Origin of the sequence: Xanthomonas hyacinthi (assembly GCF_009769165.1) — a bacterium.
GTDB classification, from domain to species: Bacteria; Pseudomonadota; Gammaproteobacteria; order Xanthomonadales; family Xanthomonadaceae; genus Xanthomonas_A; species Xanthomonas_A hyacinthi.
In genome coordinates this window covers 4399630-4422662 of sequence record NZ_CP043476.1, presented here as the reverse complement: position 1 = coordinate 4422662, position 23033 = coordinate 4399630, and the positions used below count along the sequence as shown (strand labels likewise).

Below are 23033 nucleotides of genomic sequence, written 5' to 3'. Positions count from 1 at the left end.
GTCCAGCGCCCTCTCCCGCGGCGCCGCGGCGCCGCGCGGCGGCATGGACACGCGGCGTGCGCAAGGCGGCGCACTGCCGCAGGCCGCAGCGTTCTCACCACGCGGCTTGATTCATCCCAGGCCGGCCGCCACTCTATGCGACTACGCCGGAGGCCGCGCAATGCCGCGAATCCGCCGCCATTTCCACCTTTTCGCGAGTATACATGAGCCCCCCTGCCCCCCCTTCCGCCAAGCATTCCCGCCTGCTGATCCTGGGTTCCGGCCCGGCCGGCTGGACCGCCGCGGTGTACGCCGCGCGCGCCAATCTCAAGCCGCTGGTGATCACCGGCCTGCAGCAGGGCGGGCAGCTGATGACCACCACCGAGGTCGACAACTGGCCGGGCGACGCCCATGGCCTGCAGGGTCCGGACCTGATGGCGCGGATGCAGGCGCATGCCGAGCGCTTCGAGACCGAGGTGATCTTCGACCACATCCACACCGCCGACCTGTCGCAGCGTCCGTTCAAGCTCAGCGGCGACAGCGCCGAGTACACCTGCGACGCGCTGGTCATCGCCACCGGCGCCACCGCCAAGTACCTGGGCATCCCCTCGGAAGAAGCGTTCAAGGGCCGCGGCGTGTCCGCCTGCGCCACCTGCGACGGCTTCTTCTACAAGGACCAGGACGTGGTCGTGGTCGGCGGCGGCAACACCGCGGTGGAAGAAGCGCTGTACCTGTCCAACATCGCCCGCAAGGTCTATCTGGTGCACCGCCGCGACACCTTGCGCGCCGAGAAGATCATGCAGGACAAGCTGTTCGCCAAGGTCGCCGCCGGCAAGATCGAGACCGTCTGGCACCACGCTATCGACGAGGTGCTGGGCAACGAGGCCGGCGTCACCGGGGTGCGGGTCACGTCGACCCAGGACGGCGGCACCCGCGAGATCGCCGCCCACGGCTTCTTCGTCGCCATCGGCCACCACCCGAACACGCAGCTGTTCGACGGCCAGCTGGCGATGAACAACGGCTACCTGGAGATCCGCTCCGGGCTGGGCGGCGCGGCCACCGAGACCTCGGTCGCCGGCGTGTTCGCTGCCGGCGACGTCGCCGACCAGCACTACCGTCAGGCGATCACCTCGGCCGGCTTCGGCTGCATGGCCGCACTGGATGCCGAGCGCTATCTGGACAAGGGTGCCTGAGCCGGCGCCGCGGCCAGCCAACCGACGCCGGCGGGCAACTACGCTGGCCACGGTCGCCCTGCCGCCCGCGTTCGCGGTGCCGTCCCAACCCGGGACGGCGCCGCGATGAGCCAGGTGCGCTGGCTGCACCGGCTCGACGAGGTCGCCGCCGCCGACTGGGACGCCCTGCACGACGGCCGCAACCCGTTCGTCGCGCATGCGTTCCTGGCCGGCCTGGAACGGCATGGCTGCCTGCGCCCGGACTGGGGCTGGAATCCGCGGCACCTGACGCTGTGGGACGGCGACACGCTGGTCGCCGCCGCGCCGGGCTACCTGAAGACCAACTCGCACGGCGAGTTCGTGTTCGACCATGCCTGGGCGCATGCCTATGCGCGCTACGGCCAGGACTACTTCCCGAAATGGCTGTGCGCGGTGCCGTACTCGCCGGTGACCGGGCCGCGCCTGCTCGCGCGCGACACCGCCGGGCGCCAGGCGCTGCTGGCGGCGATGCAGGCGCTGACCGCGGCCAGCGGGCTGTCCTCGGCGCACGTGAACTTCCATGACGCCGACGAGGACGCCGCCTTCGGCGAGGACTGGCTGGCGCGCAGCGACGTGCAATACCAATGGCACAACGACGCCGGCTGGGCCGACTTCGACGCCTACCTGGCGGCGATGGACCACAAGCGGCGCAAGAACATCCGCCAGGAGCGGGCCAAGGTGCAGCGCGCCGGCATCGGCTTCCGCGTCGTGCACGGCGACGAAGCCAGCGCGGCCGACCTGCAGGCGATGTACGGCTTCTACCTGCGCACCTTCGACGACTACGGCAACTCGCCGGCGCTGACCGCGGAGTTCTTCTCGCATCTTGCGCGAGAAATGCCTCGCAACTTTCTGATATTTATGGCGACGCTCGAAGACCAGCCGATCGCCGGCGCACTCTGCCTGCGCGGCGGCGATACCTTGTACGGCCGCTACTGGGGCGGCGAGACCCTGCCCGGCCTGCATTTCGAGACCTGCTATTACCAGGGCATCGAGTACTGCCTGCGCGAAGGCCTGAGCCGTTTCGAACCCGGCGCGCAGGGCGAGCACAAGATCGCCCGCGGCTTCCTGCCGCGGCTGGTGCGCAGCCGCCACTGGATCGCCGACCCGGGCTTCCGCGCGCCGTTGGCCGACTGGTGCGCGGAGGAACGCGCGGCGGTACGCCAGCGCGCGGCGACGCTGCTGCGGCACTCGCCGTTCCGCCAGGACTGAGCGCGGCCCGATCGGCTACGCTGCGCCGATGCGCCGCCTCCCCGCCCTGCTTCCCGCCGATCCGGCCGCGCCGTTCCCGCCGGCGGCGAGCGCGCTGCGCGAACCGGACGGCCTGCTCGCGGTCGGCGGCGACCTGACCTCGACGCGCCTGCTCAACGCCTACGCGCACGGCATCTTCCCGTGGTATTCGCACGGCGATCCGATCCTGTGGTGGAGTCCGGACCCGCGCACCGTGTTCCGCAGCGACGGGGTGCGGCTGTCCTCGCGCTTGCGCCGTTCGCTGCGCCGCTCGCCGTGGCGGGTGCGTGCCGATACCGCGTTCGCGCGGGTGATCGAGGCCTGCGCGCAGGCCCCGCGGCGCGGCCAGGACGGCACCTGGATCAGCGCCGAGATGAGCGCCGCCTACGTCGCCCTGCACCGCGCCGGACACGCGCACTCGGTGGAGGTGTTCGACGGCGAGGAGCTGGTCGGCGGCATCTATGGGGTGGCGCGCGGGCGCATGTTCTTCGGCGAGAGCATGTTCAGCGCGCGCAGCGGCGGCTCCAAGGTGGCGCTGGCGGCGCTGGCCTGGCGCCTGCACGCCTGGGGCTGGCCGCTGATCGATGCGCAGGTCGAGAACGACCACCTGCTCAGCCTCGGCGCGGAGCGCTGGCCGCGTGCCGCGTTCCTCGAGGCGATCGCCGCGCTGGTGGCCGATGCCACGCCTGCCGGCCCGTGGACGCCGCGTTTCGGCGAACTGGCGGCCGCGGAACTGGCCCGCTGCTGAGCGGCATTAACGCAAACTTTGCATGCTGCGGCCGAGACGAGTAAAATCCCCGCTCTTAAGGCCTTTGGCCGCACGCGAAATCGCACAGGATTACATGTCGAAAGACGACTCCATCGAATTCGAAGGCACCGTCAGCGAGACGTTGCCCAATACCACCTTCCGGGTCAAGCTGGAAAACGGGCACGAGATCATCGCCCACATCTCCGGCCGCATGCGCAAGAACTACATCCGCATCCTGACCGGCGACCGGGTGAAGGTCGAGATGACCCCGTACGATCTGACCAAGGGTCGCATCACCTACCGCATGAAGTGACCGCCCCGCAGCGGTTGTGAGAAAGGCGGCCATCGGCCGCCTTTTCGTCTTCATCATCGGTGACATCGCAAGGCGACTGCAGGTACTGCAGCCGCGTTTTGGCGTGCCTGGCGTTGCGCTAGCGCAGCCTCACGCGACGGTCGCCGGCAACAGGCGTTCCGGCTCGGCCTGGCTCTCCACCACCAGTTCGCCGTCGCGCACGTCGATGGTGACGCGGCCGCCGCCGACCAGCTTGCCGAACAGCAGCTCGTCCGCCAGCGGGCGCTTGACCTTGTCCTGGATCACCCGCGCCATCGGCCGCGCGCCCATCAGCGGGTCGAAGCCGTGCTGGGCCAGCCAGTCGCGCGCGGTCGGCGTGGCCGACAGCGACACGTGCTTCTCCTGCAGCAGCATCTCCAGCTCGATGATGAACTTGTCGACCACGCGCAGGATGTGGCTGAACGCCAGCGGCTGGAACTGCACCACCGCATCCAGGCGGTTGCGGAATTCCGGAGTGAAGCTGCGGCGGATGGTCTCCATCGCATCGCTGGAATGGTCCTGCTTGGTGAAGCCGATCGAGCGCCGCGAGGCCTGGGTGGCACCGGCATTGGTGGTCATCACCAGGATCACGTTCTTGAAGTTGGCCTCGCGCCCGTTGGTGTCGGTCAGCACGCCGCGGTCCATGACCTGCAGCAGGATGTTGAAGATGTCCGGATGCGCCTTCTCGACCTCGTCCAGCAGCAGCACGCAGTGCGGGGTCTTGACGATCTTCTCGGTCAGCAGACCGCCCTGGTCGAAGCCGACATAGCCTGGAGGCGCGCCGATCAGGCGGCTGATCGAATGCGACTCCATGTACTCGGACATGTCGAAGCGCACCAGCTCGATGCCCAGCTGCAGCGCCAGCTGCTTGGTCACCTCGGTCTTGCCGACGCCGGTGGGACCGGAGAACAGGAAGTTGCCGATCGGCTTCTCCGGATTGGCCAGGCCCGAGCGCGCCAGCTTGATCGACGAGGCCAGCGTCTCGATCGCCGGATCCTGGCCGAAGATCACCATCTTCAGGTTGCGCTCCAGGTGCTGCAGCACGTCCTTGTCGGTGGCGCTGACCTGCTTGGCCGGGATCCGCGCCATCTTGGCGACGATGGTCTCGATTTCCTCGATGTCGATCAGCTCCTTGCGCACGCCTCGCGGCAGCAGCCGCTGGCGCGCGCCGGCCTCGTCCATCACGTCGATCGCCTTGTCCGGCAGCAGGCGGTCGCCGATGTGCTTGACCGACAGGTCCACCGCCGCCTGCAGCGCGTCGTCGGCGTAGGTCACGCCGTGGTGCGCCTCGTACTTGGGCTTCAGGCCCTGCAGGATTTCGAAGGTCTCACCGACGGTCGGCTCGACGATGTCGATCTTCTGGAAGCGCCGTGCCAGCGCGCGGTCCTTCTCGAAGATGCCGCGGTATTCCTGGAAGGTGGTCGAGCCGATGCAGCGCAGATCGCCCGAGGCCAGCGCCGGCTTGATCAGGTTGGAGGCGTCCATGGTGCCGCCCGACGCCGAGCCGGCGCCGATGATGGTGTGGATCTCGTCGATGAACAGCACCGCGTTGGGCACCTTCTTCAGCGAGGTCAGCACGCCCTTGAGGCGCTTTTCGAAATCGCCGCGGTACTTGGTGCCGGCGACCAGCGCGCCCAGGTCCAGCGAGTAGATGACCGCGTCGGCCAGCACCTCGGGCACGCTGCCCTCGACGATGCGCTTGGCCAGGCCTTCGGCGATCGCGGTCTTGCCGACGCCGGCCTCGCCCACGTACAGCGGATTGTTCTTGCGCCGGCGGCACAACACCTGAATGGTGCGCTCGATCTCGTCGGCGCGGCCGACCAGCGGATCGATGCGGCCGTTGCGCGCCTGCTCGTTCAGATTGCTGGCGTATTCGGCCAGCGCGTCGCCCTTGGACTCGCCCTCGCCGGACTCGCCCTTGGCTTCGCCGTCGGACGGCGCCGGAGTTTCGCCCTCCTCGCCCAGCTTGGCGATGCCGTGCGACAGGTAGTTGACGATGTCGAGCCGGGTGACGTCTTGCTGATTCAGGAAATACACCGCATGCGAGTCTTTTTCGCCGAAGATCGCGACCAGCACGTTGGCGCCGGTGACCTCCTTCTTGCCCGAGGACTGCACGTGGTAGACCGCGCGCTGCAGCACCCGCTGGAAGCCCAGGGTGGGTTGTGTATCGCGGCCGTCGTCCTCGGCCAGGCGCGACACCGAGGCTTCGATCGCCTGCTCCAATTCACCGCGCAGGCGCTCGGCATCGGCGCCGCAGGCCTTCAGCACCGCCTGCGCCGAGGGATTGTCGAGCAATGCCAACAACAGGTGTTCGACCGTCATGAACTCATGGCGGGCTTCCCGGGCGCGCTTGTAGCACTGGCCGATGGTTTGCTCGAGATCTTTGCTGAACATGGTTCACTCCGACGTCTGTTGCCAACAATATGCGGCTGCAGTTGCGAATTTCCACAACCCTATCGGATCGATGTGTTCAGACCGCGTTAGTCCGGAGCAAACCGGCGACCGACGCCTACCAATATCAGGCTTTTTCCATCGTGCACAACAGGGGATGCTGGTTCATCCTGGAGAACTCGTTCACCTGAGCCACCTTGGATTCAGCAACCTCGCGGGTATAGACCCCGCAGACGCCGCGGCCGCGGGTATGCACATGCAGCATCACCTGCGTGGCCTTCTCCAGGTCCAGCGAGAAAAACTGCTGCAACACGGTCACCACGAAGTCCATCGGGGTGTAATCGTCGTTCAGCAACAGCACTTGGTACATCGGCGGGCGGGCGACTTCGGGCTTGCCGGTCTCCACCATTACGCCGTGGTCGTGGTCTGAAGAATTCTTGCGAGGCATGCGCCGATTATATACGGCGGCTGTCGGCCCGGATTGGACGATCGCCGGTCCTGCCCGCACAATTCCCCCTCTTTCGATGGCGCAACGCATGCATTCGACGAATTTCCGCACGGCCGCCCTGCTCGCCGCGCTGCTGGCCGGCGTCGCCGCGCCGGCCGCCGCCGCGCCGGACCAGGCACTGGGCAAGCGCCTGCAGGCAATGGGCTACGACGTCCAGGCCGATGCCGACGGCGACTACCAACTGCTGTTCGGACTGCGCGAGCAGGGCCGCGAGCGCCAGCAGCTGATCTACGTGCGCTCGCCGGTGGAGCGCTTCGGCAGCTACCGGATCCGCGAGATCTGGTCGCCGGCCTACCAGGCCAAGGGCGACACCCTGCCCGCCGCGGTCGCCAACCGCCTGCTGGAAGACGCACAGGCCGACATCCTCGGCGGCTGGGTGCGCCAGGGCGGCACCGCGGTGTTCGTGGTCAAGCTCGCCGCCGATGCCGACGACACCGCCTTGCGCGAGGCGCTGGAAGCGGCGGCGCGCGGCGCCGACGCGATGGACGCCGAACTCAACGCCGGCAAGGACGCGTTCTGATGGCGCTGGCGCCCGGCCCCTGGCAGCCCGACGTGACCGTGGCCACGGTGGTGGTGCGCGAGGGCCGCCTGCTGCAGGTGGAGGAATCCATCGCCGGCACGCTGGTGCTGAACCAGCCGGCCGGACACCTGGAGCCGGACGAGAGCCTGCTGCAGGCGGCGCTGCGCGAGACGCTGGAGGAGACCGGCTGGCAGGTGCGGCTGACCGCGTTCATCGGCGCCTACCAGTGGAAGGCCGACAACGGCCGCCACTACCTGCGCTTCGCCTTCGCCGCCGAGCCGCTCGCGCACGACCCGCAGCGGCCGCTGGACGAGGGCATCGTGCGCGCGCTGTGGATGACCCCGGCCGAGCTGCAGGCCGCTGCGCCGCGCTGGCGCAGCCCGCTGGTATGGCAGGTGGTTGCCGATTTCCTGGCCGGCAAGCGCTATCCGCTGGACCTGGTGCGGCAGCTGGCATGAGTGGCGCGCGGATCATGGTCGGCGTGTCCGGCGGGGTCGATTCGTCGGTGGCGGCCTGGCAGCTGGTGCAGCAGGGCGCGGACGTGGCCGGGCTGTTCATGCAGAACTGGGCCGACGACGGCAGTGGCGATGCGCAGGACAGCGCGAGTGTCGCTGAAGGCAGGAAGCCGAAAGCGACCGGCTGCCGCGCCGAGGACGACCGCCGCGACGCGGTGGCGGTGTGCGGCCTGCTCGGCATGCCGTTCCACTTCCGCGATTTCTCGCAGGAATACTGGCAAGGGGTGTTCGCCCACTTCCTGGCCGAGTACGCCGCCGGGCGCACGCCCAACCCGGACGTGCTGTGCAACCGCGAGGTCAAGTTCAAGCATTTCCTGGACGCGGCGCGCGCCCTCGGCGCCGAGCGCATCGCCACCGGCCATTACGCCCGGGTGGCCTTCGCCGACGGCCACTGGCGGCTGCTGCGCGGGCTGGACCGCAACAAGGACCAGAGCTATTTCCTGCACCAGCTGGGCCAGGCGCAGCTGGCCGCGACCCTGTTCCCGGTCGGCGAGCTGCCCAAGGAGCAGGTGCGGCGCATCGCCCGCGAGGCCGGCCTGCCGACCCATGCGAAAAAGGATTCCACCGGCATCTGCTTCATCGGCGAGCGCGACTTCCGCGCGTTCCTCGGCCGCTACCTGCCGGCCCGGCGCGGCGAGATCCGCGACCCGCACGAGCAGGTGGTGGCCGAACATCCGGGGGTGTTCTACTTCACCCTGGGCCAGCGCGAGGGCCTGAACATCGGCGGCGTGCGCGGCCGCGCGGCGGCGCCGTGGTACGTGGTCGGCAAGGACGTGGCGCGCAACGTGCTGTACGTGGACCAGGATCGCGACAGCCCCCATCTGATGTCCACGCAACTGCACTCCGAAGCCGCGCACTGGATCTCCGGATCGGCGCCGGCGCGGCGCTTCGACTGCACCGCGCAGACCCGCTACCGCCAGGCCGACGAGCCGTGCACGGTCGAGGTGGCCGACGACGGCACCCTGGCGGTGCGCTTCGCCCGCCCGCAGCGTGCCGTCACCCCCGGCCAGTCGCTGGTGCTGTACCAGGGCGAGGACTGCCTGGGCGGCGCCGTGATCGCCACCACCGATGCCCCGCTGCAACGCCGCCTGGCGCAGCGCACCGCTTCACAAGAGGAAACCACCCGATGACCGATTCCATGGACGCGCGCGTGCTGGCGCTGGCCGGCGTCGCCCAGGCCCTGCAGCAGGTGCGGCGCATCGCCGAGACCGGGCAGTCCGAGGCGTCGCTGGTGCGGACCCTGCTCGACAGCGTGTTCCGCACCGATGCCGACACCCCCGAGGCGGTCTACGGCCGGGTCGGCGACGTCGCGCCCGGGCTGCGCCTGCTGCACAACTATTTCCGCAACCAGGGCCAGGACGAGGTGCTGCCGCGGCTGGCGCTGGCAGTGCTGCAGCTGGAGCGGCGCTTCGTGCGCGACACCCAGACCAGCGCCAAGGTCACCGCCGGCATCGCCCGGATCGCGCCGCTGCTGGCCGAACACGCCGACAGCGCGCACCCGGAGGTGATCGGCGCGCTGGGCCAGCTGTATGCCGACACCATCAGCCAGCTGCGCCCGCGGGTGATGGTGCAGGGCAACCCGCACTACCTGGGCCAGGCCGGGGTGGTGGCGGAGATCCGCGCGCTGCTGCTGGCGGCGGTGCGCTCGGCGGTGCTGTGGCGGCAGATGGGCGGCAGCCTGTGGGATTTCCTGCTGGCCAAGCGGCGCATGCTCGAGGCGGTGGACCGCGCATTGCGCTGAGCGCGGGCGCCGCATCCGGCTTCTCGATGCAGGGCACGTTTCGCCACGCGGACGCGATCGGCGCCACAGCGCGGCTAAAGACCGAGGGGGTACGGCCGATACAGCAATCGTGAATCTGCCGAGAACGTCCATGTACTCACGCCTCCTGATCCGTCTGGCCGCCCCGCTCGCCCTGACGCTGCTGTTCCCCATCGCCGCCGGTTTCGACTGGCCGGCCCCGGTCCGTTGGGCCATCCTCACCACGATGACGCTGAGCTGGCTGGGCTTCGCCGCCTGGACAGCCTACAGCCAGAGCCGGCGCTCGCCGGAGCAGTCCAAGATCATGCGCGAGCAGGATCAGCTGCTGTCGGAGCTGCGCAACTTCGTCGGCAACGAGATCGACGGCTCGCGCAGCGAGATCGAACGGGCCCGCGAACTGATCCGCCAGGCGGTCAGCGGCCTGGGCGGCAGCTTCGAGGCGATGAACCGCAAGTCGCGGCAGCAGAGCGTGGCGCTGGCGCGGATCGTGGACCGCGCCGGCGACGACGGCGGTGCCGGGGTGGACGTGGCCCGCTTCGCCCAGCATGCCAGCCAGCGCATGGAGCAATTGGTCGAGGCGCTGGAACAGGTCAGCGGCCAGAGCAGCGCCACGGTGCACTACATCGACGACATGTCGCAGCACCTGGATGGCATCTTCGCGCTGCTGGAGGACGTCAAGTCGATCGCCGACCAGACCAATCTGCTGGCGCTGAACGCGGCGATCGAAGCGGCGCGTGCCGGCGAGGCGGGCCGCGGCTTCGCGGTGGTCGCCGACGAGGTGCGCAACCTGTCCGAGCGCTCGACCACCTTCAACGAGCAGATCCGCAAGCTGGCGCACAGCTCCAAGGACGCCATCGCCAAGGTCCGCGAGACGGTCTCGCACATGGCCTCGCGCGACATGGACCGCTCCCGCGAGGCGCGCGCCGAGGCCGCCTCGATGCTGGACAACGTGGCGGCGATCAACAATTCGCTGGGCGAAGGCATGCGCGAGATCTCCGAGTGCGGCCGCGCCATCGACAGCAGCGTCGCCGAAGCGGTGCGCGCCCTGCAGTTCGAGGACATCGCGACCCAGGCCCTGGGGGGGGTGCACACCCACCTGGACCGCCTGACCGCGATCAACCGCGAGGCCGTGGGCCTGCAGGAACTGCTGCACCGCAATGGCGGCGTGTTCGACAGCGAACTGGTCGATGCGCTGCAACGGGTCGGCAACCGCCTGCGCGAGATGCGCGTGGAATGGGAGCGTCCGCCGCACAAGCCGGTGGCGCAGCAGAGCATGGGCGCCGGCACCGTCGAACTGTTCTGACCGGCGTCATGTTCCCTGCCGCATCATGAAACGACACGTCCCCGGCCCCGGCCGGGGCGTGTCGTCTCTGCCTTCCCCTGCCCGTCCGAGCCGATGCCTCTCCAATCCCTGTCCCGAGTCGAGGCCATGTCCTGCGACGATCTGAGCGCCGCGCCCGCTGCCCTGCCCGTTACCGCGCAGCCGGCGCGGGGCGTGGCAGCGGGCGGCGGCGCCCTGCCCCGCGCGGCGCGGCGCCAGCCGGGCAGCACGCTGCGGCAGCTGGAAATGCTGGCGCAGGACGAGTTGCGGCAGATGCTCGGCGGGCGCGGGCGCGGGCGCGGGCACATGGCGCAGGGCGGCGGCATCGCCGACCTGGTCTGGGCCGGGCTGGCCTGGGACATGGGCTTGAACGGGACAGCCATCTCCGCCGCCGGCACGCCGAGTCCGTTGTCTGGCTACGCGGCGCTTGCCGATAACGACTGAATCGATCTGCGCGGCCGCTGCCGTCCGCGCCTGCCGCACTCTGCCGCGAGCGCATCGCGACATCGCCAAGACCGCTGGTCTGCTGGCTCCTCGACATGCCTCTACCTCGGCACGGCGAAGCGTTGTGGGAGCGACTTCAGTCGCTTCCACAGTACTGCGTCAACCGCAAACATCTGCACTGACAACGCGCTAGCTGGGATTCTCCAGCGAGAACAGGTCCGCCTGCTTGTCGTAGGCGAAGTATTCGGCGTAGCGCGCCCAGCTGGTCACCGCCTGCACGGTTTCCGCCGCATAGTCTTCGGACATGTGGTCTTCCAGCTCGTCGCGGAAACGCCGCGCTGGCGCATGGTGGGTCGGGCGTTCGTCGAGCACGCGGCGGATGTGCGCGGCCAGCGGCACGTAGGTGGCCAGGTGCTGGGCGAACATCTGCTTGCGCGCGTCGGTGCCAAGTTCGGCGAAACGCTGCCCGGCCGGGGTCAGCTGCAGGTCGCCCTGCTCGAACACGGCGAAGCGCAGCAGCTGCAGGGTCTCGGCGATCGGGAACAGTTCGTCCACCTCCAGCTGCAGGCCGGCGGCCAGCGGCGGCAGGTCGGCGCGGCCGTGATACGGCTCGGCCGCCACCGCCTCGACCAGGCCGGCCAGCAGGTTGCTCGACACCCGCGGCAGCACCATCGCGATGCCGCTGCCGGGGAACACGCCTTCGCGCGCCTGCGGCCGCTGCGGGCTGGCGGTCATGCGTGCGTAGATGTCGTCGACCAGGGCGCGGAACGCCGGCGCCAGGCGGTTGCGCGGCTGCGGCAAGGTGACCTGGATCTCGCCGATCACCCGGCCCGGATTGGCGCCGAAGATCACGATGCGGTCGCACATCAGCACCGCTTCCTCGATGTTGTGGGTGACCATCAGGATCGATTCGATCGGCATGCGCCCTTCCGACCACAGGTCGAGCAGGTCGGTGCGCAGGGTCTCGGCGGTCAGCACGTCCAGCGCCGAGAACGGCTCGTCCATCAGCAGCAGTTTCGGCCGCACCACCAGCGCGCGGGCCAGGCCGACGCGCTGGCGCATGCCGCCGGACAGTTCCTTCGGATAGGCGCCTTCGTAGCCGTCCAGGCCGATCAGGTCGATCGCCGCCAGCGCGCGCCGGCGGCGTTCGTCGGCGGCCACGCCGCGCGCTTCCAGGCCGACCTCCACGTTCTGCAGCACGGTCAGCCACGGGAACAGGGCGAAGCTCTGGAACACCATGGCAATGTCGTCGATCGCCTGGGTCGGCGTAGCGTCGCGGAACACGATGCTGCCGGCGCTGGGCTGCAGCAGCCCGGCGATGGCGCGCAGCAGGGTGGACTTGCCGGAGCCGGAGCGTCCGAGCAGGCCGACGATCTGGCCCGAATGCAGGGTCAGGTCGACATCGTCCAGCACCACCAGCGGCGTCGCCCCGCCCTTGTCGTAGCTCTTGCGCACGCCGTGCACGCGGACCAGCGGGGCGCGCTCGGGCGCGCTTGCGGAAAAGGTCATGGTCGAAATCTCCAAGGGTGGTCAGTCGAAGCGCAGGCGGCGTTCGGCGAAGGCGTACAGGCGCCGCCACACCGCACGGTTGAAGACGGTCACGAATAGCGACATCACCGCGACCCCGAGCAGCACCCGCGCGCCGTCGCCGGCGGCGGTGGCGCGGGCGATGTAGGAACCGAGCCCGTAGGCCTGCACCTGGGTGTCGCCCCAGCTGGCCAGTTCGGCGACGATGCTGGCGTTCCAGGAGCCGCCGGAGGCGGTCAGCGCGCCGGTGACGTAGTACGGGAAGATGCCCGGCAGGATCACCCGCCGCCACCAGGTCCACGAACGCAGCTGGTAGACTGTGGCCGCCTCGCGCAGGTCGGTGGGAAACGCGCTGGCGCCGGCGATCACGTTGAACAGGATGTACCACTGCGTGCCCAGGATCATCAGCGGCGACAGCCAGATGTTCGGATTGGCGCCGGTGGCGACGATCGCCAGCACCGCGAACGGGAACAGCACGTTGGCCGGGAACGCGGCCAGGAACTGCGCCAGCGGCTGCACCCGCTGCGCCACCTTCGGGCGCAGCCCGATCCACACCCCGATCGGCACCCACACCACGCTGGCCAGCGCGATCAGCACCACCACCCGCAGCAGCGTGGCCAGGCCGCCGCCGAACGCCTCGGCCAGGTCGTGCAGTCCCAGGTGCCGGCGGCCGTAGTCGAACGCGAACCAGGCCGCGGCCAGCGCGGCGATCGCCAGCGCCACGCTCCACAGCCGGTCGCCCCAGAGGTTGGCGCTGCCATCCTGTGCAGGCGCCGCTGCCGGGCGCAAGCGCCGCGGCGCCCAGCGCCACAGCAGCGTGCGCTGCCAGATCCAGGCCAGCGGCGCGACCAGGCGCTTGGCCAGGCGGGTGCGCCGCAGCAGGTCGTAGAGCCACGACTGCGGCCTGTCCTGCGCGGCGGTGAGTTCGGCGCGGAACTTGTCCGACCAGGCGACGATGGGACGGAACAGCAACTGGTCGTACAGCACGATCAGCACGCCCATCGCCAGCACCGCCCAGCCGACCGCGGCGAAGTTGCGCTGCGCGATCGCCAACGCCAGGTAGGAGCCGATGCCGGGCAGTTCCAGGGTGTGGTCGCCGACCGTGATCGCCTCGGAGGCGACCACGAAGAACCAGCCGCCGGACATCGACATCATCATGTTCCAGATCAACGCCGGCGTCGCATACGGCGCTTCCAGCCGCCAGAAGCGCTGCCACGACGACAGGCCGAAACCGCGCGTGACCTCGTCCAGGTCGCGCGGCACGTTGCGCAGCGACTGGTAGAACGAGTACGCCATGTTCCAGGCCTGGCTGGTGAAGATGGCGAAGATCGAGGCCAGCTCGGCGCCGATCTGGCGGCCGGGAAACAGGCCCAGGAAGAAGGTCACGGTGAAGGTCAGGAAACCCAGCACCGGCACCGACTGCAGGATGTCCAGCGCCGGCACGATCAGCCGCTCGGCGCGGCGGCTCTTGGCCGCCAGGGTCGCCACGGCGAAGGTGAACACCAGCGAGGCGGCCATCGCCGCGAACATGCGCAAGGTGGTGCGCAGGCCGTATTCGGGCAATTGGCGCAGATCCAGCGAGACTGCGGCGGTGCCTGCCGGCGGCAGCGGCGCGCGCATGTCGGCGGCGCCGTGCAACAGCAGCACGCCCAGCGCCAGCAGCAGCGCGAACACCGCCAGATCATGGAAATTCGGCAGCACGCCGGGGCGTGCGGCGACATGGCCGGGCGCGTTGCGGTCGCGGGGGAATAGCACCATGGGAAGGTTCCGGCAGGACGGCGGCGCCAGGTGCGCCGCACGGGTGGTAGGGAATCACGGGAACACGCGTGGGACGACCGCTCAGTGTGGCAAGCGAATATTCCAGCCAGGCGTCAGCCGCTACTGCGCCAGTGTCGCGCTGCGCGGTCCGGCCGACAGACCGATGCCGGCCGCGGCGGCGGCGATCGCGCGGTGCGGCAGCATGCGCCGCTGCGCAACATGGACTGGCCGCGGCATGCGCGCGGGCAACCGGCAACGCCTACGAGATGCATGGCGACAACGACGACAGACGCATGGGCGGCTCCGGATGCGGAAACGCCAGGGGCTACGCTCGAAGGTCCTCGCGGATCGGGCTTGCGTACTGCGGGGAATTTCTTGCCAGCGCGGATGCGGCGGTGGCGAACGGTCCCGTCCTGAGCGGACGCGACCCATCCGGGACGAACCCAGACCTTGGCGGTCCTGTCAGCTCGACAGCTGCAGCGTCGGTCTAGGATGACTGTCCAAGGAAGTGGCCTCTGGCCGGGTGCGATGGGCGCGAAGTATAGCCAGCAACCGCGGCACCGCAACAGCGCCGCGCGGGCCTCTGCGCCGCGCGTTCACTGACCAGCAAGCACCAGCCGCGGCTGCGTCGCCGGCAGCTCGGTCTGGCGCGCGCGCAGCCAGGCCGCCAATTCGCGCGGTGGCAGCGGCCGCGAGTGCAGATAGCCCTGGATCTCGTCGCAGCCCTGCTCGCGCAGCAGCGCCTCTTCCTGCGCCGTCTCCACGCCCTCGGCCACCACCTGCATGCCCAGCGCGTGGCCCAGCTGCACGATCGCCTGGGTGACCTTGGCGGTGCCGCTGTCGTTGAGCATGTCCTGCACGAAGCTGCGGTCGATCTTCAGTCGCTGCACCGGGAAGCGGTTGAGGTAATGCAGGTTGGAGAAGCCGGTGCCGAAGTCGTCCACCGCCAGCAGCACACCCTCCTGCTCGAACAGTTCGAAGCAGCGGCGCAGCGATTCGGTGTCGCGGATCAGCGCCGATTCGGTCAGCTCCAGCTCCAGCCGCTTCGGCGACCAGCCGTTGCGCTGGCACAGTTCCAGCACCCGCTCGGCGAAGCCGCGGTCGCGCAGCTGCATCGCCGACACGTTCACCGACACGCGGTCGAAGCTCAGCCCCGCCGCATCCCAGGCCGCGGCCTGGCGGCAGGCCTCGTTGATCACCCAGTCGCCCAGGCGCACGATCTCGCCGCATTCCTCGGCGATGGGAATGAACTCGGCCGGATTGCAGTGGCCATGGCCGGGGCGATGCCAGCGCAGCAGCGCCTCGACCGCCGGGGCGCGTTCGCCGGCCGCGTGCACCAGCGGCTGGTACACCAGCGAGAACTCCTCGCGATCCAGCGCGCCGTGCAGCGCATGCTCGATCTCCAGGCGCCGCTGTGCGCGCAGCAGCACGTCCTGACTGTAGTAGTGGCAGGTGTTGCGGCCGGATTCCTTGGCCGCGTACATCGCCGCATCGGCGGCGCGCAGCAGGCTGTCGAAATCGCGGCGCCCCTCCTCCATCAAGGCGATGCCGATGCTGGCGCCGATCTTGATCACGTTCTCGCCGTTGTGCAGCGGCTCGGCCAGCGCCGCGATCAGCTTGCGCGCCACATGCCCGGCATCGCCGGGTTCGGCCAGGTCGCGCAGCACCACCAGGAACTCGTCGCCGCTGAAGCGCCCGAACAGGTCGCTGGTGCGCAGCTGCTGGTGCATGCGCGTGGCCGCGAGCTTCAGTAGCGCATCGCCGGTGGTATGGCCGAAGGAATCGTTGATGCTCTTGAACCCGTCCAGGTCCACGAACAGCATCGCCAGCGTGCTGCCGCGCTCCACCGCGTCGTGCATCGCGGCTTCCGCCTGCTCGCGCAGCAGCTGCCGGTTCGGCAGCCCGGTCAGCAGGTCGTAGTGGGCCAGCAGCTCGATGCGCTCGCTGGCCTCGCGTTCGCGGCTGATGTCGCGGAACAGCACCACGAAGCGCGGCGGCAGGCCGTCGCGGTCGTCCAGTTCGATCAGCACCTGCACCCACACCCGCTGCCCGGAGGGCCGGTGGAAGCACAGGTCCAGCTGCTCGGGCAGCCCGCCCTGGGCGATCCGCGCCAGCGCCGCTTCGAACGCGTCGCGCGAATCCTGGGTGTACAGCGCCAGCGCCTGGTCCAGGTCGATGTTTTCCTTGCGCAGGCCGTGGATGCGGTAGCACTCCTCGGTCCATTGCATGCGCCGGGTGCCGACCTCGATCTCGCAGCCGCCGATCTTGCCCAGCGCAGAGACGCGGTTGAGCAGTTCGGTGCGCCAGCGGATCAGCGCGTCGGTCTGGCGCTGCTCGGTGATGTTCTGCACCTGGCCGAGCACGCGCTGGGTGCGGCCATCGGCTTCCAGCTGCGGTTGCGCCCACACCCGCAGGTGCAGCGGCGCTTCGCTGCCGCGCCCCAGCTCGACCTCGAAATTGGCCTGCTTGCCGTCGCGCTGCATGCGCCGCCAGGTGGCGAGCACCTGCGCCGCCGACTCGCGGCTGAGCAGGCGCAGCAAGCCGCGGCTGCTCGGCACCTGCTCCTCGGCCAGGCCGGTCACGCGCAGGAATTCGCGCGACCACCAGATCCGGTTGTGCAGCGGATCCCACGACCAGCTGCCCATGCGGGTCATGCGCTGCGCCTCGCGCAGCAGGGTCTGCTGGTCGCGCAGGCGCTGCTCGAGCAGCTTTTGTTCGTGGATGTCGGTATGCGTGCCGACCATGCGCAGCGGGCTGCCGTCGGCGGTGCGCGCCACGATACGGCCGCGATCCAGGATCCAGCGCCACTGGCCGTCCTGCTGGCGCAGCCTGAATTCGCATACGTAGGTCGCGCTGCGGCCCTCGAAATGGGCGTGGATCGCCTCCTGCAGGCGGGTCTGGTCGTCGCTGTGGACCAACGGCAGCAGTGCGTTGAACCCGTAGTCCAGCGCCTCGCCCTGGTAGCCGAGCATCTGCTTCCAGCGCTCGGAACGGAAGATCCTGTCGCTGGGAATGTCCCAGTCCCACAGGCCGTGTTCGGCGCTGTCCAGGGCGATCTCCCAGCGCGTGGCGCCGTCGCTGCCGACCGGCTCGGGCACGCTCAAGGTATACGCCAGCAGCCCGCCGGCTTCGTCGCGCACCGCGCGCAGCCAGCCGTCCAGGCGCCGCCCGGCGGTGCCGGGCAGCGCGCAGGCGAGCATGCTCTCGCCGCCGAGCAGGCGCTCGCGCACGTCGCGCATCAGCTCGGCGTAGGCTTCCACGGTACGTGGCAGCTCCAGCGCCTGCGCGGCCCGGTTCGCGGCCAGCGGCCGCCCTTCGGCGTCCAACAGGACCACGGCCGAGGTGAGCGGATGCTGCAGCAAGCTTGCGATGACGCCTTGATCCACGCCGAGGTGCTCCGTTTCTACCGCGCTGATGCCGGCGGACGAAGGTGATAACGGCACCCGGCGGCATTAATTGAGCGCCCGGCCGGCCGGGGCCGGTCGGCGCCGCTGGGCCGCGGCGGCCGCTTGCCGCTAAGATGGCAGTGGACGAATACCGCCGCACCAGGCTGTCGGGGCATGCAACCACAACGCGATCTTTCCCCGACCTCCGCCTCCTCGGGCATGCGCCTGGCGCAACGGCTGGATCGGGGGATCTGGCGGACCGCGCTGCTGTACCTGCTGGCAGGCCTGGCATGGTCGCTGGGCAGCGACCTGCTGCTGGCGCGATTCGTAGACGATACCCACACCCTGGCCGTGCTGCAGCTGGTCAACGATGCCGGGTTCCTGCTGCTGACCGCCATCGCCCTGTACTGCCTGCTGCGTCCGCTGGTGCGCGGCGCGGTGCAGGTGCACGCGCAGCTGGCGCTGTCCGAGGCCGGCTACCGGCAAATGTTCCAGGCCAATCCCAGCCCGATGCTGGTCTACGACCCGGAAACGCTGCAGGTGGTGGACGTCAACCCGGCCGCGGTCGCCTTCTTCGGCTGGCCGCACGACAGCTTCATCGGGCTGGAGCTGGGCCGGCTGTGGCCGCCGAGCGCGGCCGAGCGCATGGGCGAAGTGATCCAGGCGATCCGCGCCGCGCCGTCCAAGGTCTGCGTGGTGGCCGAACCGCTGCGCCTGCGCGACGGCAGCCTGCGCATGGCCGAGGCGCGCAGCACCGGCCTGGACTACCGCGGCCGCAACGCGCGGCTGGTGGTGATCAGCGACCGCAGCGCCGAGCACGAGGCGCAGCAGCGCCGCGACCAGGCGCTGCTGCGGCTGGAGGAGGCGCAGGCGATCGCCCGCCTCGGCTCCTGGCAACTGGACCCGGCCAGCGGCCTGGGCCGCTATTCCGACCAGATCTACCGGATGCTCGGCCGGCGCGTGCCGGAGCCGCCGCGCCGGCATCGCCTGGAAGAACTGCTGGTGCCCGCCGACCTGGCCTCGCAGGCGCGCATCCAGCGCATGCTCGAGGACCTGTGCGGCGCCGCACCGGTGCAGTTGGACATGCTGTTGCCGGTGCTGGCCGCCGACGGCCAGGCGCGCATGCTGCATCTGCGCGCCGAATCGGCCAGCGACGACGCCGGCGCGGCCTGCGTGCGCGGCACCCTGCAGGACGTGACCGAGCACGAACGCTCGCGGCGCCTGCTGCACGAGCGCGAGGAACAGTTCCGCGAACTGGTGCGGGTGCTGCCCGACGGGGTCGCGATCCTGCACCAGGAACACATGCTGTACGCCAACGCGGCCTGCGCCGGGCAGTTCGGCTACGAAGGCGAGAACCTGCTCGGCGAGCCGCTGCTTGGCCTGGTCTGCCCCAGCGATCTGCAGCGGGTGCGCGAGCGGATGCGCGCTGCCGGCGACAAGGGCGAGCGCGGCGCTACCGCGCGCATGCGCCGCCGCGACGGTTCGCTGTTCCACGCCGGGCTGTCGTTCGGCAAGGTCCGCTACAGCGGCCGCGACTGCCAGCTGCTGATCGTGCGCGACCTCAGCGAGCCCGAGCGCATGCGCGACGCGCTGGCGCTGAGCAACCGCGAGCTGCAGGCGATGGCGCGGCGGCTGTTCTCGCTGCAGGAAGACGAGCGCCGCGCGATCTCGCGCGACCTGCACGACGACATCGGCCAGGCGATCACCGCGATGAAGCTGTCGGCGCACGCGGCGCTGGACGAAGCCGACGCCGAGCGCCGCCGCGAGGATCTGAACGAGATCGTGCAGCTGGCCGACAGCAGCATCACCAAGCTGCGCAACCTGGCCACCCTGCTGCGCCCGCCGCAACTGGACGCGCTGGGCCTGGAGGCGGCGCTGCGCTGGCAGGCCGGCATGCTGTTCCGCGCCTCGCCGGTGCGCCTGCAGCTGGACATCGCCGCCCTGCCCGCGCGGCCCAGCGGCGAGGTCGAGCAGGCCTGCTTCCGCATCGCCCAGGAGAGCCTGACCAACGTGCTGCGCCACGCCTGCGCCGGCGAAGTGCGCCTGGCGCTGAGCGACGAGCAGCACCGGCTGCTGCGCCTGGAGGTGGTCGACGACGGCGACGGCTTCGATCCGGCCGGACCGTGCGGGCTGGGCCTGATCGTGATGCGCGAGCGCGCGCAGAGCGCAGGCGGTACCCTGCAGATCGACACCGCGCCCGGCGCCGGCACGCGGGTGACGCTGTGTCTGCCCTACACGACGGCGGCGACGCCAACGCCCCCACCTGGACCCTGAAACGATGTGGAATCCCGCCGTCCCCGTGCCGCTAGACGACGAACTCCCGTCGCGCCTGGGCGCAGGCCACCCGGCGCTGACCGGCATGATCGCCGAGGCGCTGGCCGGCGGGCCGGGGGTGATGCTGCTGCACATCGACATCGACCACTTCGCCTCGATCAACGAAAACATGAGCGCGGAAGTCGGCGACCATGCGCTGGCGCTGCTGGCGCAGCGGCTGCAGGCGCACCTGCGCGGGCGCGGCCTGCTATGGCGCCACGGCAGCGACGAGCTGGTCATGGCGGTGCCGCGCACCGCCGACGTGCCGCCGCCGGAGGCCTTCGCCGAGGAGATCCGGCAGCAGATCGAATTGCCGCTGTCGGTGCTGCCGTACACCTTGTTCATGACCGGCAAGATCGGCGTGAGTCTGTGCCCGGAACACTCCACGCGCCTGTCCACGCTGCTCGACTTCGCCGAGGACGCGGTCTACCAGGCCGCGCGCGAGGGCGGCAACATGGTGCGCCTGTACGCGGCCGACGGCCCGCCCAGCGCGCACAGCGAGAGCATCATCTCGCGGCAGATCGTCGATGCGATCCCCAACGGCGAGCTGCGCCTGCGCTACCAGCCGATGGTCAGCGCCCGCGACGGCCGCGTGGTCGGCATGGAATCGCTGCTGCGCTGGCAGTCGCCGACGCTGGGCATCCTGGTGCCGGAGCGGTTCATGCGCACCGCCGAGCGGCTGGGCGTGATCGTGCAGATCGGCACCTGGGTGATGGAGGGCGCGCTGCACCAGGCGCGGCTGTGGCGCGACCAGGGCTTCGACGACTTCACCATCGCGGTCAACGTCTCCACCCTGCAGCTGCTGCGCCCGACCTTCTTCAACGAAGTGATGTCGGCGCTGCAGGCGGCCGGCGTGCCGCCGCAGATGATGGTGCTGGAGATCAACGAAAGCGCGCTGACCAACAACGTCAACTTCGTCCACGAGACCCTGGCCAACCTGTGCCGCGAAGGCATCAGCCTGAGCCTGGACAACTTCGGCACCGGCGATTCCAGCCTCAGCGCGCTGGTGCGCTATCCGGTGGACAAGCTGAAGATCGACCGCAGCTTCATCAAGAGCGCGCCGGCCGGCAACCGCGAGGCGGCGATCGCCCGCGCCATCATCGCCATGGGCCACCAGCTGGGCATGGTGGTGATCGCCAACGGCGTGGAGTCGCAGGCGCAGCTGGGCTTCCTGCGCCGCAACGACTGCGACATCTTCCAGGGCTACCTGTTCGGCGAGCCGATGTCGGCCGAGGCCGCGGGCATGGCGCTGCGGCGCCGCTACCTGCGCCCGGAGTCGTTCACCGAGACCCGCCCGGACCGCACCCTGCTGCTGCTCGACGACGAGGAGAACGTGCTGCGCTCGCTGGTGCGCCTGTTCCGCCGCGACAGCTACCGGATCCTGGCCGCCGGCAACGTGCGCGACGCCTTCGACCTGCTCGCCACCAACGACGTGCAGGTGATCCTGTCCGACCAGCGCATGTCCGACATGAGCGGCACCGAGTTCCTGGGCCGGGTCAAGATGCTCTACCCCGACACCATCCGCCTGGTGCTGTCCGGCTACACCGACCTGGCCACGGTCACCGACGCGATCAACCGCGGCGCGATCTACCGCTTCCTGACCAAGCCGTGGAACGACGACGAACTGCGCGAGCACATCCGCCAGGCGTTCCGCACGCATGACGAGCGGCGGCGCGATGCTGGGCCCTGACGGGCTGGGAATGGGGAACTGGGAATCGGGAATGGGAAAAGCCGCATCTGCGGCTTTTCATTGATGCAACGTTAGATCGTTAATACGGCATCGGATGCGCAGCAGGCCAACAGCGACCGCGCACCCGCTTTTCCCATTCCCGATTCCCCATTCCCCATTTCCAGCTACTTAGGCTGCCTAACCGGAATCACGATCCGGAAGCTGGAGCCTTCGCCGACGGTGCTGGTCACGTCGATGCGGCCGTGGTGCTTGTTGATGATGCCGTAGGAGATCGACAGGCCCAGGCCGGTGCCGCTGCCGACCGGCTTGGTGGTGAAGAACGGGTCGAAGATGCGCTGCAGCAGGTCCGCCGGGATGCCGGCGCCGGAGTCCTTGAATTCGATCCAGACCTCCTCGCCGTCCTGGCCGGTGCTGACCACGATGGTGCCGCGCTCGCCGATCGCCTGGCCGGCGTTGAGCAGCAGGTTCATGTACACCTGGTTGAGCTCGGATGGCAGACACTCGACCAGCGGCAGGTTGCCGTAGCGGCGGTCCAGGGTGACCTTGTACTTGAGCTCGTTCCAGATGATGTTGATGGTGGATTCGAGCCCGGAATGCAGGTCCACCAGCTTCCACGATTCCTCGCGGCCGGAGTACGAGAAGTCCTTGAGGTCGCGCACGATGCGCGTCACCCGCTCGATGCCTTCGCGCGATTCGGCCATCAGCTGCGGCAGGTCGCGGCTGATGAAGTCGATGTCGAAGCGGTTGCGGATGTCGTCGATCTCCGGGATCAGCGCCTTCGGATCCGGCGCGCGCAGGGCGCGCTCGTAGGCTTCGATCAGGGTGAACAGGCTGCGCAGGTATTCCTGCAGGCTGCCCAGGTTGGAATGCACGTAGCCGATCGGGTTGTTGATCTCGTGTGCGACGCCGGCGGCGAGCTGGCCGATGGAAGCCATCTTCTCCGACTGCAGCAGTTTTTCCTGCGCGCCGTTGAGGCGCAGATAAGCCTGGCGCAGCTCGGCATGGCGCTGCTGCAGTTCCTGTTCGTAGTCCTGCTGGCCTTCGATGCCCTGGATCAGCACCAGGAAGTGACCGTCATCGCCGTCGGCATGGAAATACAGGTGCACCAGCACCACGTGTTGTTCGGTCGGCAGGCTGCCGCTCCAGCGGCCGCTGCTGCGCGCCTGCGACAGCGCATCGGCGGGCAGCCATTGCGCCAGGCGTTCGCCCAGGGCGTGGTCGCCGCCGGTCTCGGTATTGCCCAGGTGGGCGCGTGCGGCACTGTTGGCCAGCAGCAGGCGGCCATCGGCGCGGAACAGCACCAGGCCTTCGTCGATCGACTCGCTCAGCGCGAGCAGGCTTTTGCGCGAAGGCAACGGCACCGTATCGGTGTAATCGGGATCGGCGAAATTCACGAAAGGCAGCA

General features: G+C 69.5%; 18 protein-coding genes. 12 read left to right on the top strand and 6 right to left on the bottom strand.

Annotation, left to right across the window (positions count from 1 at the left end):
* The first annotated feature begins 203 nt into the window (after positions 1-203).
* The 4 genes from trxB to infA all read left to right on the top strand — a co-directional run bounded on the left by trxB (position 204) and on the right by infA (position 3478).
* Positions 204-1172: a thioredoxin-disulfide reductase gene (trxB, locus tag FZ025_RS19430; protein ID WP_046979853.1), complete on the top strand. Its 969-nt coding sequence runs from the start codon at positions 204-206 to the stop codon at positions 1170-1172.
* Between the two features lie 105 nt (positions 1173-1277).
* Positions 1278-2399 (top strand): GNAT family N-acetyltransferase, encoded by a 1122-nt coding sequence (locus FZ025_RS19425; protein WP_046979854.1) that lies wholly within the window; start codon positions 1278-1280, stop codon positions 2397-2399.
* Between the two features lie 28 nt (positions 2400-2427).
* Entirely contained in the window at positions 2428-3165 is a 738-nt protein-coding gene (gene aat / locus FZ025_RS19420) for a leucyl/phenylalanyl-tRNA--protein transferase (protein ID WP_046979855.1), read from the top strand.
* Positions 3166-3259: 94 nt separating this feature from the next.
* Positions 3260-3478 carry a translation initiation factor IF-1 gene (gene infA, locus FZ025_RS19415; protein ID WP_004425677.1) on the top strand — a complete coding sequence of 73 codons (219 nt, stop codon included), beginning with the start codon at positions 3260-3262 and terminating at the stop codon, positions 3476-3478.
* A 129-nt stretch (positions 3479-3607) separates the two neighbouring features.
* On the opposite strand, the gene clpA is transcribed toward infA, so the two are convergent.
* Together clpA and clpS are read right to left on the bottom strand one after the other, a co-directional pair.
* The gene (gene clpA / locus FZ025_RS19410; protein WP_046979856.1) at positions 3608-5890 is read right to left on the bottom strand and encodes an ATP-dependent Clp protease ATP-binding subunit ClpA; all 2283 of its coding nucleotides are present in this window, start codon (positions 5888-5890) and stop codon (positions 3608-3610) included.
* Between the two features lie 124 nt (positions 5891-6014).
* Positions 6015-6335 (bottom strand): ATP-dependent Clp protease adapter ClpS, encoded by a 321-nt coding sequence (gene clpS / locus FZ025_RS19405; protein WP_046979857.1) that lies wholly within the window; start codon positions 6333-6335, stop codon positions 6015-6017.
* 76 nt (positions 6336-6411) lie between these two features.
* Between clpS and FZ025_RS19400 the strand changes: the two genes are divergently transcribed.
* The 6 genes from FZ025_RS19400 to FZ025_RS19375 all read left to right on the top strand — a co-directional run bounded on the left by FZ025_RS19400 (position 6412) and on the right by FZ025_RS19375 (position 10954).
* Positions 6412-6915, top strand: coding sequence for a hypothetical protein (locus FZ025_RS19400; RefSeq protein WP_046979858.1), 504 nt, complete (start codon positions 6412-6414; stop codon positions 6913-6915).
* Positions 6915-7373, top strand: coding sequence for an NUDIX hydrolase (locus FZ025_RS19395; RefSeq protein WP_046979859.1), 459 nt, complete (start codon positions 6915-6917; stop codon positions 7371-7373). Before FZ025_RS19400 ends, FZ025_RS19395 begins: the two co-directional genes overlap by 1 nt.
* A complete protein-coding gene (gene mnmA / locus FZ025_RS19390; protein WP_046979860.1) occupies positions 7370-8560 on the top strand; it encodes a tRNA 2-thiouridine(34) synthase MnmA in 1191 nt (396 codons plus the stop codon). Before FZ025_RS19395 ends, mnmA begins: the two co-directional genes overlap by 4 nt.
* Positions 8557-9171, top strand: a complete 615-nt coding sequence (hflD, locus tag FZ025_RS19385) for a high frequency lysogenization protein HflD (RefSeq protein WP_046979861.1) — start codon at positions 8557-8559, stop codon at positions 9169-9171. Before mnmA ends, hflD begins: the two co-directional genes overlap by 4 nt.
* A 130-nt stretch (positions 9172-9301) precedes the next feature.
* Positions 9302-10492 (top strand): methyl-accepting chemotaxis protein, encoded by a 1191-nt coding sequence (locus tag FZ025_RS19380; protein WP_046979862.1) that lies wholly within the window; start codon positions 9302-9304, stop codon positions 10490-10492.
* A 126-nt stretch (positions 10493-10618) separates the two neighbouring features.
* Positions 10619-10954 carry a hypothetical protein gene (locus FZ025_RS19375; protein WP_046979863.1) on the top strand — a complete coding sequence of 112 codons (336 nt, stop codon included), beginning with the start codon at positions 10619-10621 and terminating at the stop codon, positions 10952-10954.
* A 189-nt stretch (positions 10955-11143) separates the two neighbouring features.
* Here the strand turns inward: FZ025_RS19375 and FZ025_RS19370 are convergent, their stop codons facing one another.
* The 3 genes from FZ025_RS19370 to FZ025_RS19360 form a co-directional block, all read right to left on the bottom strand.
* Positions 11144-12463 (bottom strand): ABC transporter ATP-binding protein, encoded by a 1320-nt coding sequence (locus FZ025_RS19370; protein ID WP_046979864.1) that lies wholly within the window; start codon positions 12461-12463, stop codon positions 11144-11146.
* Between the two features lie 21 nt (positions 12464-12484).
* Positions 12485-14239: an ABC transporter permease gene (locus FZ025_RS19365; protein ID WP_046979865.1), complete on the bottom strand. Its 1755-nt coding sequence runs from the start codon at positions 14237-14239 to the stop codon at positions 12485-12487.
* A 596-nt stretch (positions 14240-14835) separates the two neighbouring features.
* On the bottom strand, positions 14836-17625 hold the full coding sequence (locus FZ025_RS19360; protein ID WP_104558566.1) for a sensor domain-containing protein: 2790 nt from the start codon (positions 17623-17625) through the stop codon (positions 14836-14838).
* Between the two features lie 174 nt (positions 17626-17799).
* Here FZ025_RS19360 and FZ025_RS19355 point away from each other — a divergent pair, with 174 nt between their 5' ends.
* Both FZ025_RS19355 and FZ025_RS19350 read left to right on the top strand, forming a co-directional pair.
* Positions 17800-19899, top strand: coding sequence for a PAS domain-containing sensor histidine kinase (locus tag FZ025_RS19355; protein ID WP_244292405.1), 2100 nt, complete (start codon positions 17800-17802; stop codon positions 19897-19899).
* Between the two features lie 4 nt (positions 19900-19903).
* On the top strand, positions 19904-21628 hold the full coding sequence (locus FZ025_RS19350) for an EAL domain-containing protein (RefSeq protein ID WP_046979867.1): 1725 nt from the start codon (positions 19904-19906) through the stop codon (positions 21626-21628).
* Positions 21629-21792: 164 nt separating this feature from the next.
* On the opposite strand, the gene FZ025_RS19345 is transcribed toward FZ025_RS19350, so the two are convergent.
* Positions 21793-23022, bottom strand: coding sequence for an ATP-binding protein (locus FZ025_RS19345; protein ID WP_046979868.1), 1230 nt, complete (start codon positions 23020-23022; stop codon positions 21793-21795).
* Positions 23023-23033 lie beyond the last annotated feature (11 nt).

Coding starts and splice junctions, on each gene's coding strand:
- FZ025_RS19375 (WP_046979863.1), top strand. CDS start 10,619: ATGTCCTGCGACGATCTGAGCGCCGCGCCCGCTGCCCTGCCCGTTACC.
- FZ025_RS19400 (WP_046979858.1), top strand. CDS start 6,412: ATGGCGCAACGCATGCATTCGACGAATTTCCGCACGGCCGCCCTGCTC.
- trxB (WP_046979853.1), top strand. CDS start 204: ATGAGCCCCCCTGCCCCCCCTTCCGCCAAGCATTCCCGCCTGCTGATC.
- FZ025_RS19425 (WP_046979854.1), top strand. CDS start 1,278: ATGAGCCAGGTGCGCTGGCTGCACCGGCTCGACGAGGTCGCCGCCGCC.
- FZ025_RS19380 (WP_046979862.1), top strand. CDS start 9,302: ATGTACTCACGCCTCCTGATCCGTCTGGCCGCCCCGCTCGCCCTGACG.
- clpA (WP_046979856.1), bottom strand. CDS start 5,890: ATGTTCAGCAAAGATCTCGAGCAAACCATCGGCCAGTGCTACAAGCGC.
- aat (WP_046979855.1), top strand. CDS start 2,428: ATGCGCCGCCTCCCCGCCCTGCTTCCCGCCGATCCGGCCGCGCCGTTC.
- mnmA (WP_046979860.1), top strand. CDS start 7,370: ATGAGTGGCGCGCGGATCATGGTCGGCGTGTCCGGCGGGGTCGATTCG.
- FZ025_RS19350 (WP_046979867.1), top strand. CDS start 19,904: ATGTGGAATCCCGCCGTCCCCGTGCCGCTAGACGACGAACTCCCGTCG.
- FZ025_RS19370 (WP_046979864.1), bottom strand. CDS start 12,463: ATGACCTTTTCCGCAAGCGCGCCCGAGCGCGCCCCGCTGGTCCGCGTG.
- hflD (WP_046979861.1), top strand. CDS start 8,557: ATGACCGATTCCATGGACGCGCGCGTGCTGGCGCTGGCCGGCGTCGCC.
- FZ025_RS19395 (WP_046979859.1), top strand. CDS start 6,915: ATGGCGCTGGCGCCCGGCCCCTGGCAGCCCGACGTGACCGTGGCCACG.
- infA (WP_004425677.1), top strand. CDS start 3,260: ATGTCGAAAGACGACTCCATCGAATTCGAAGGCACCGTCAGCGAGACG.
- FZ025_RS19355 (WP_244292405.1), top strand. CDS start 17,800: ATGCAACCACAACGCGATCTTTCCCCGACCTCCGCCTCCTCGGGCATG.
- clpS (WP_046979857.1), bottom strand. CDS start 6,335: ATGCCTCGCAAGAATTCTTCAGACCACGACCACGGCGTAATGGTGGAG.
- FZ025_RS19365 (WP_046979865.1), bottom strand. CDS start 14,239: ATGGTGCTATTCCCCCGCGACCGCAACGCGCCCGGCCATGTCGCCGCA.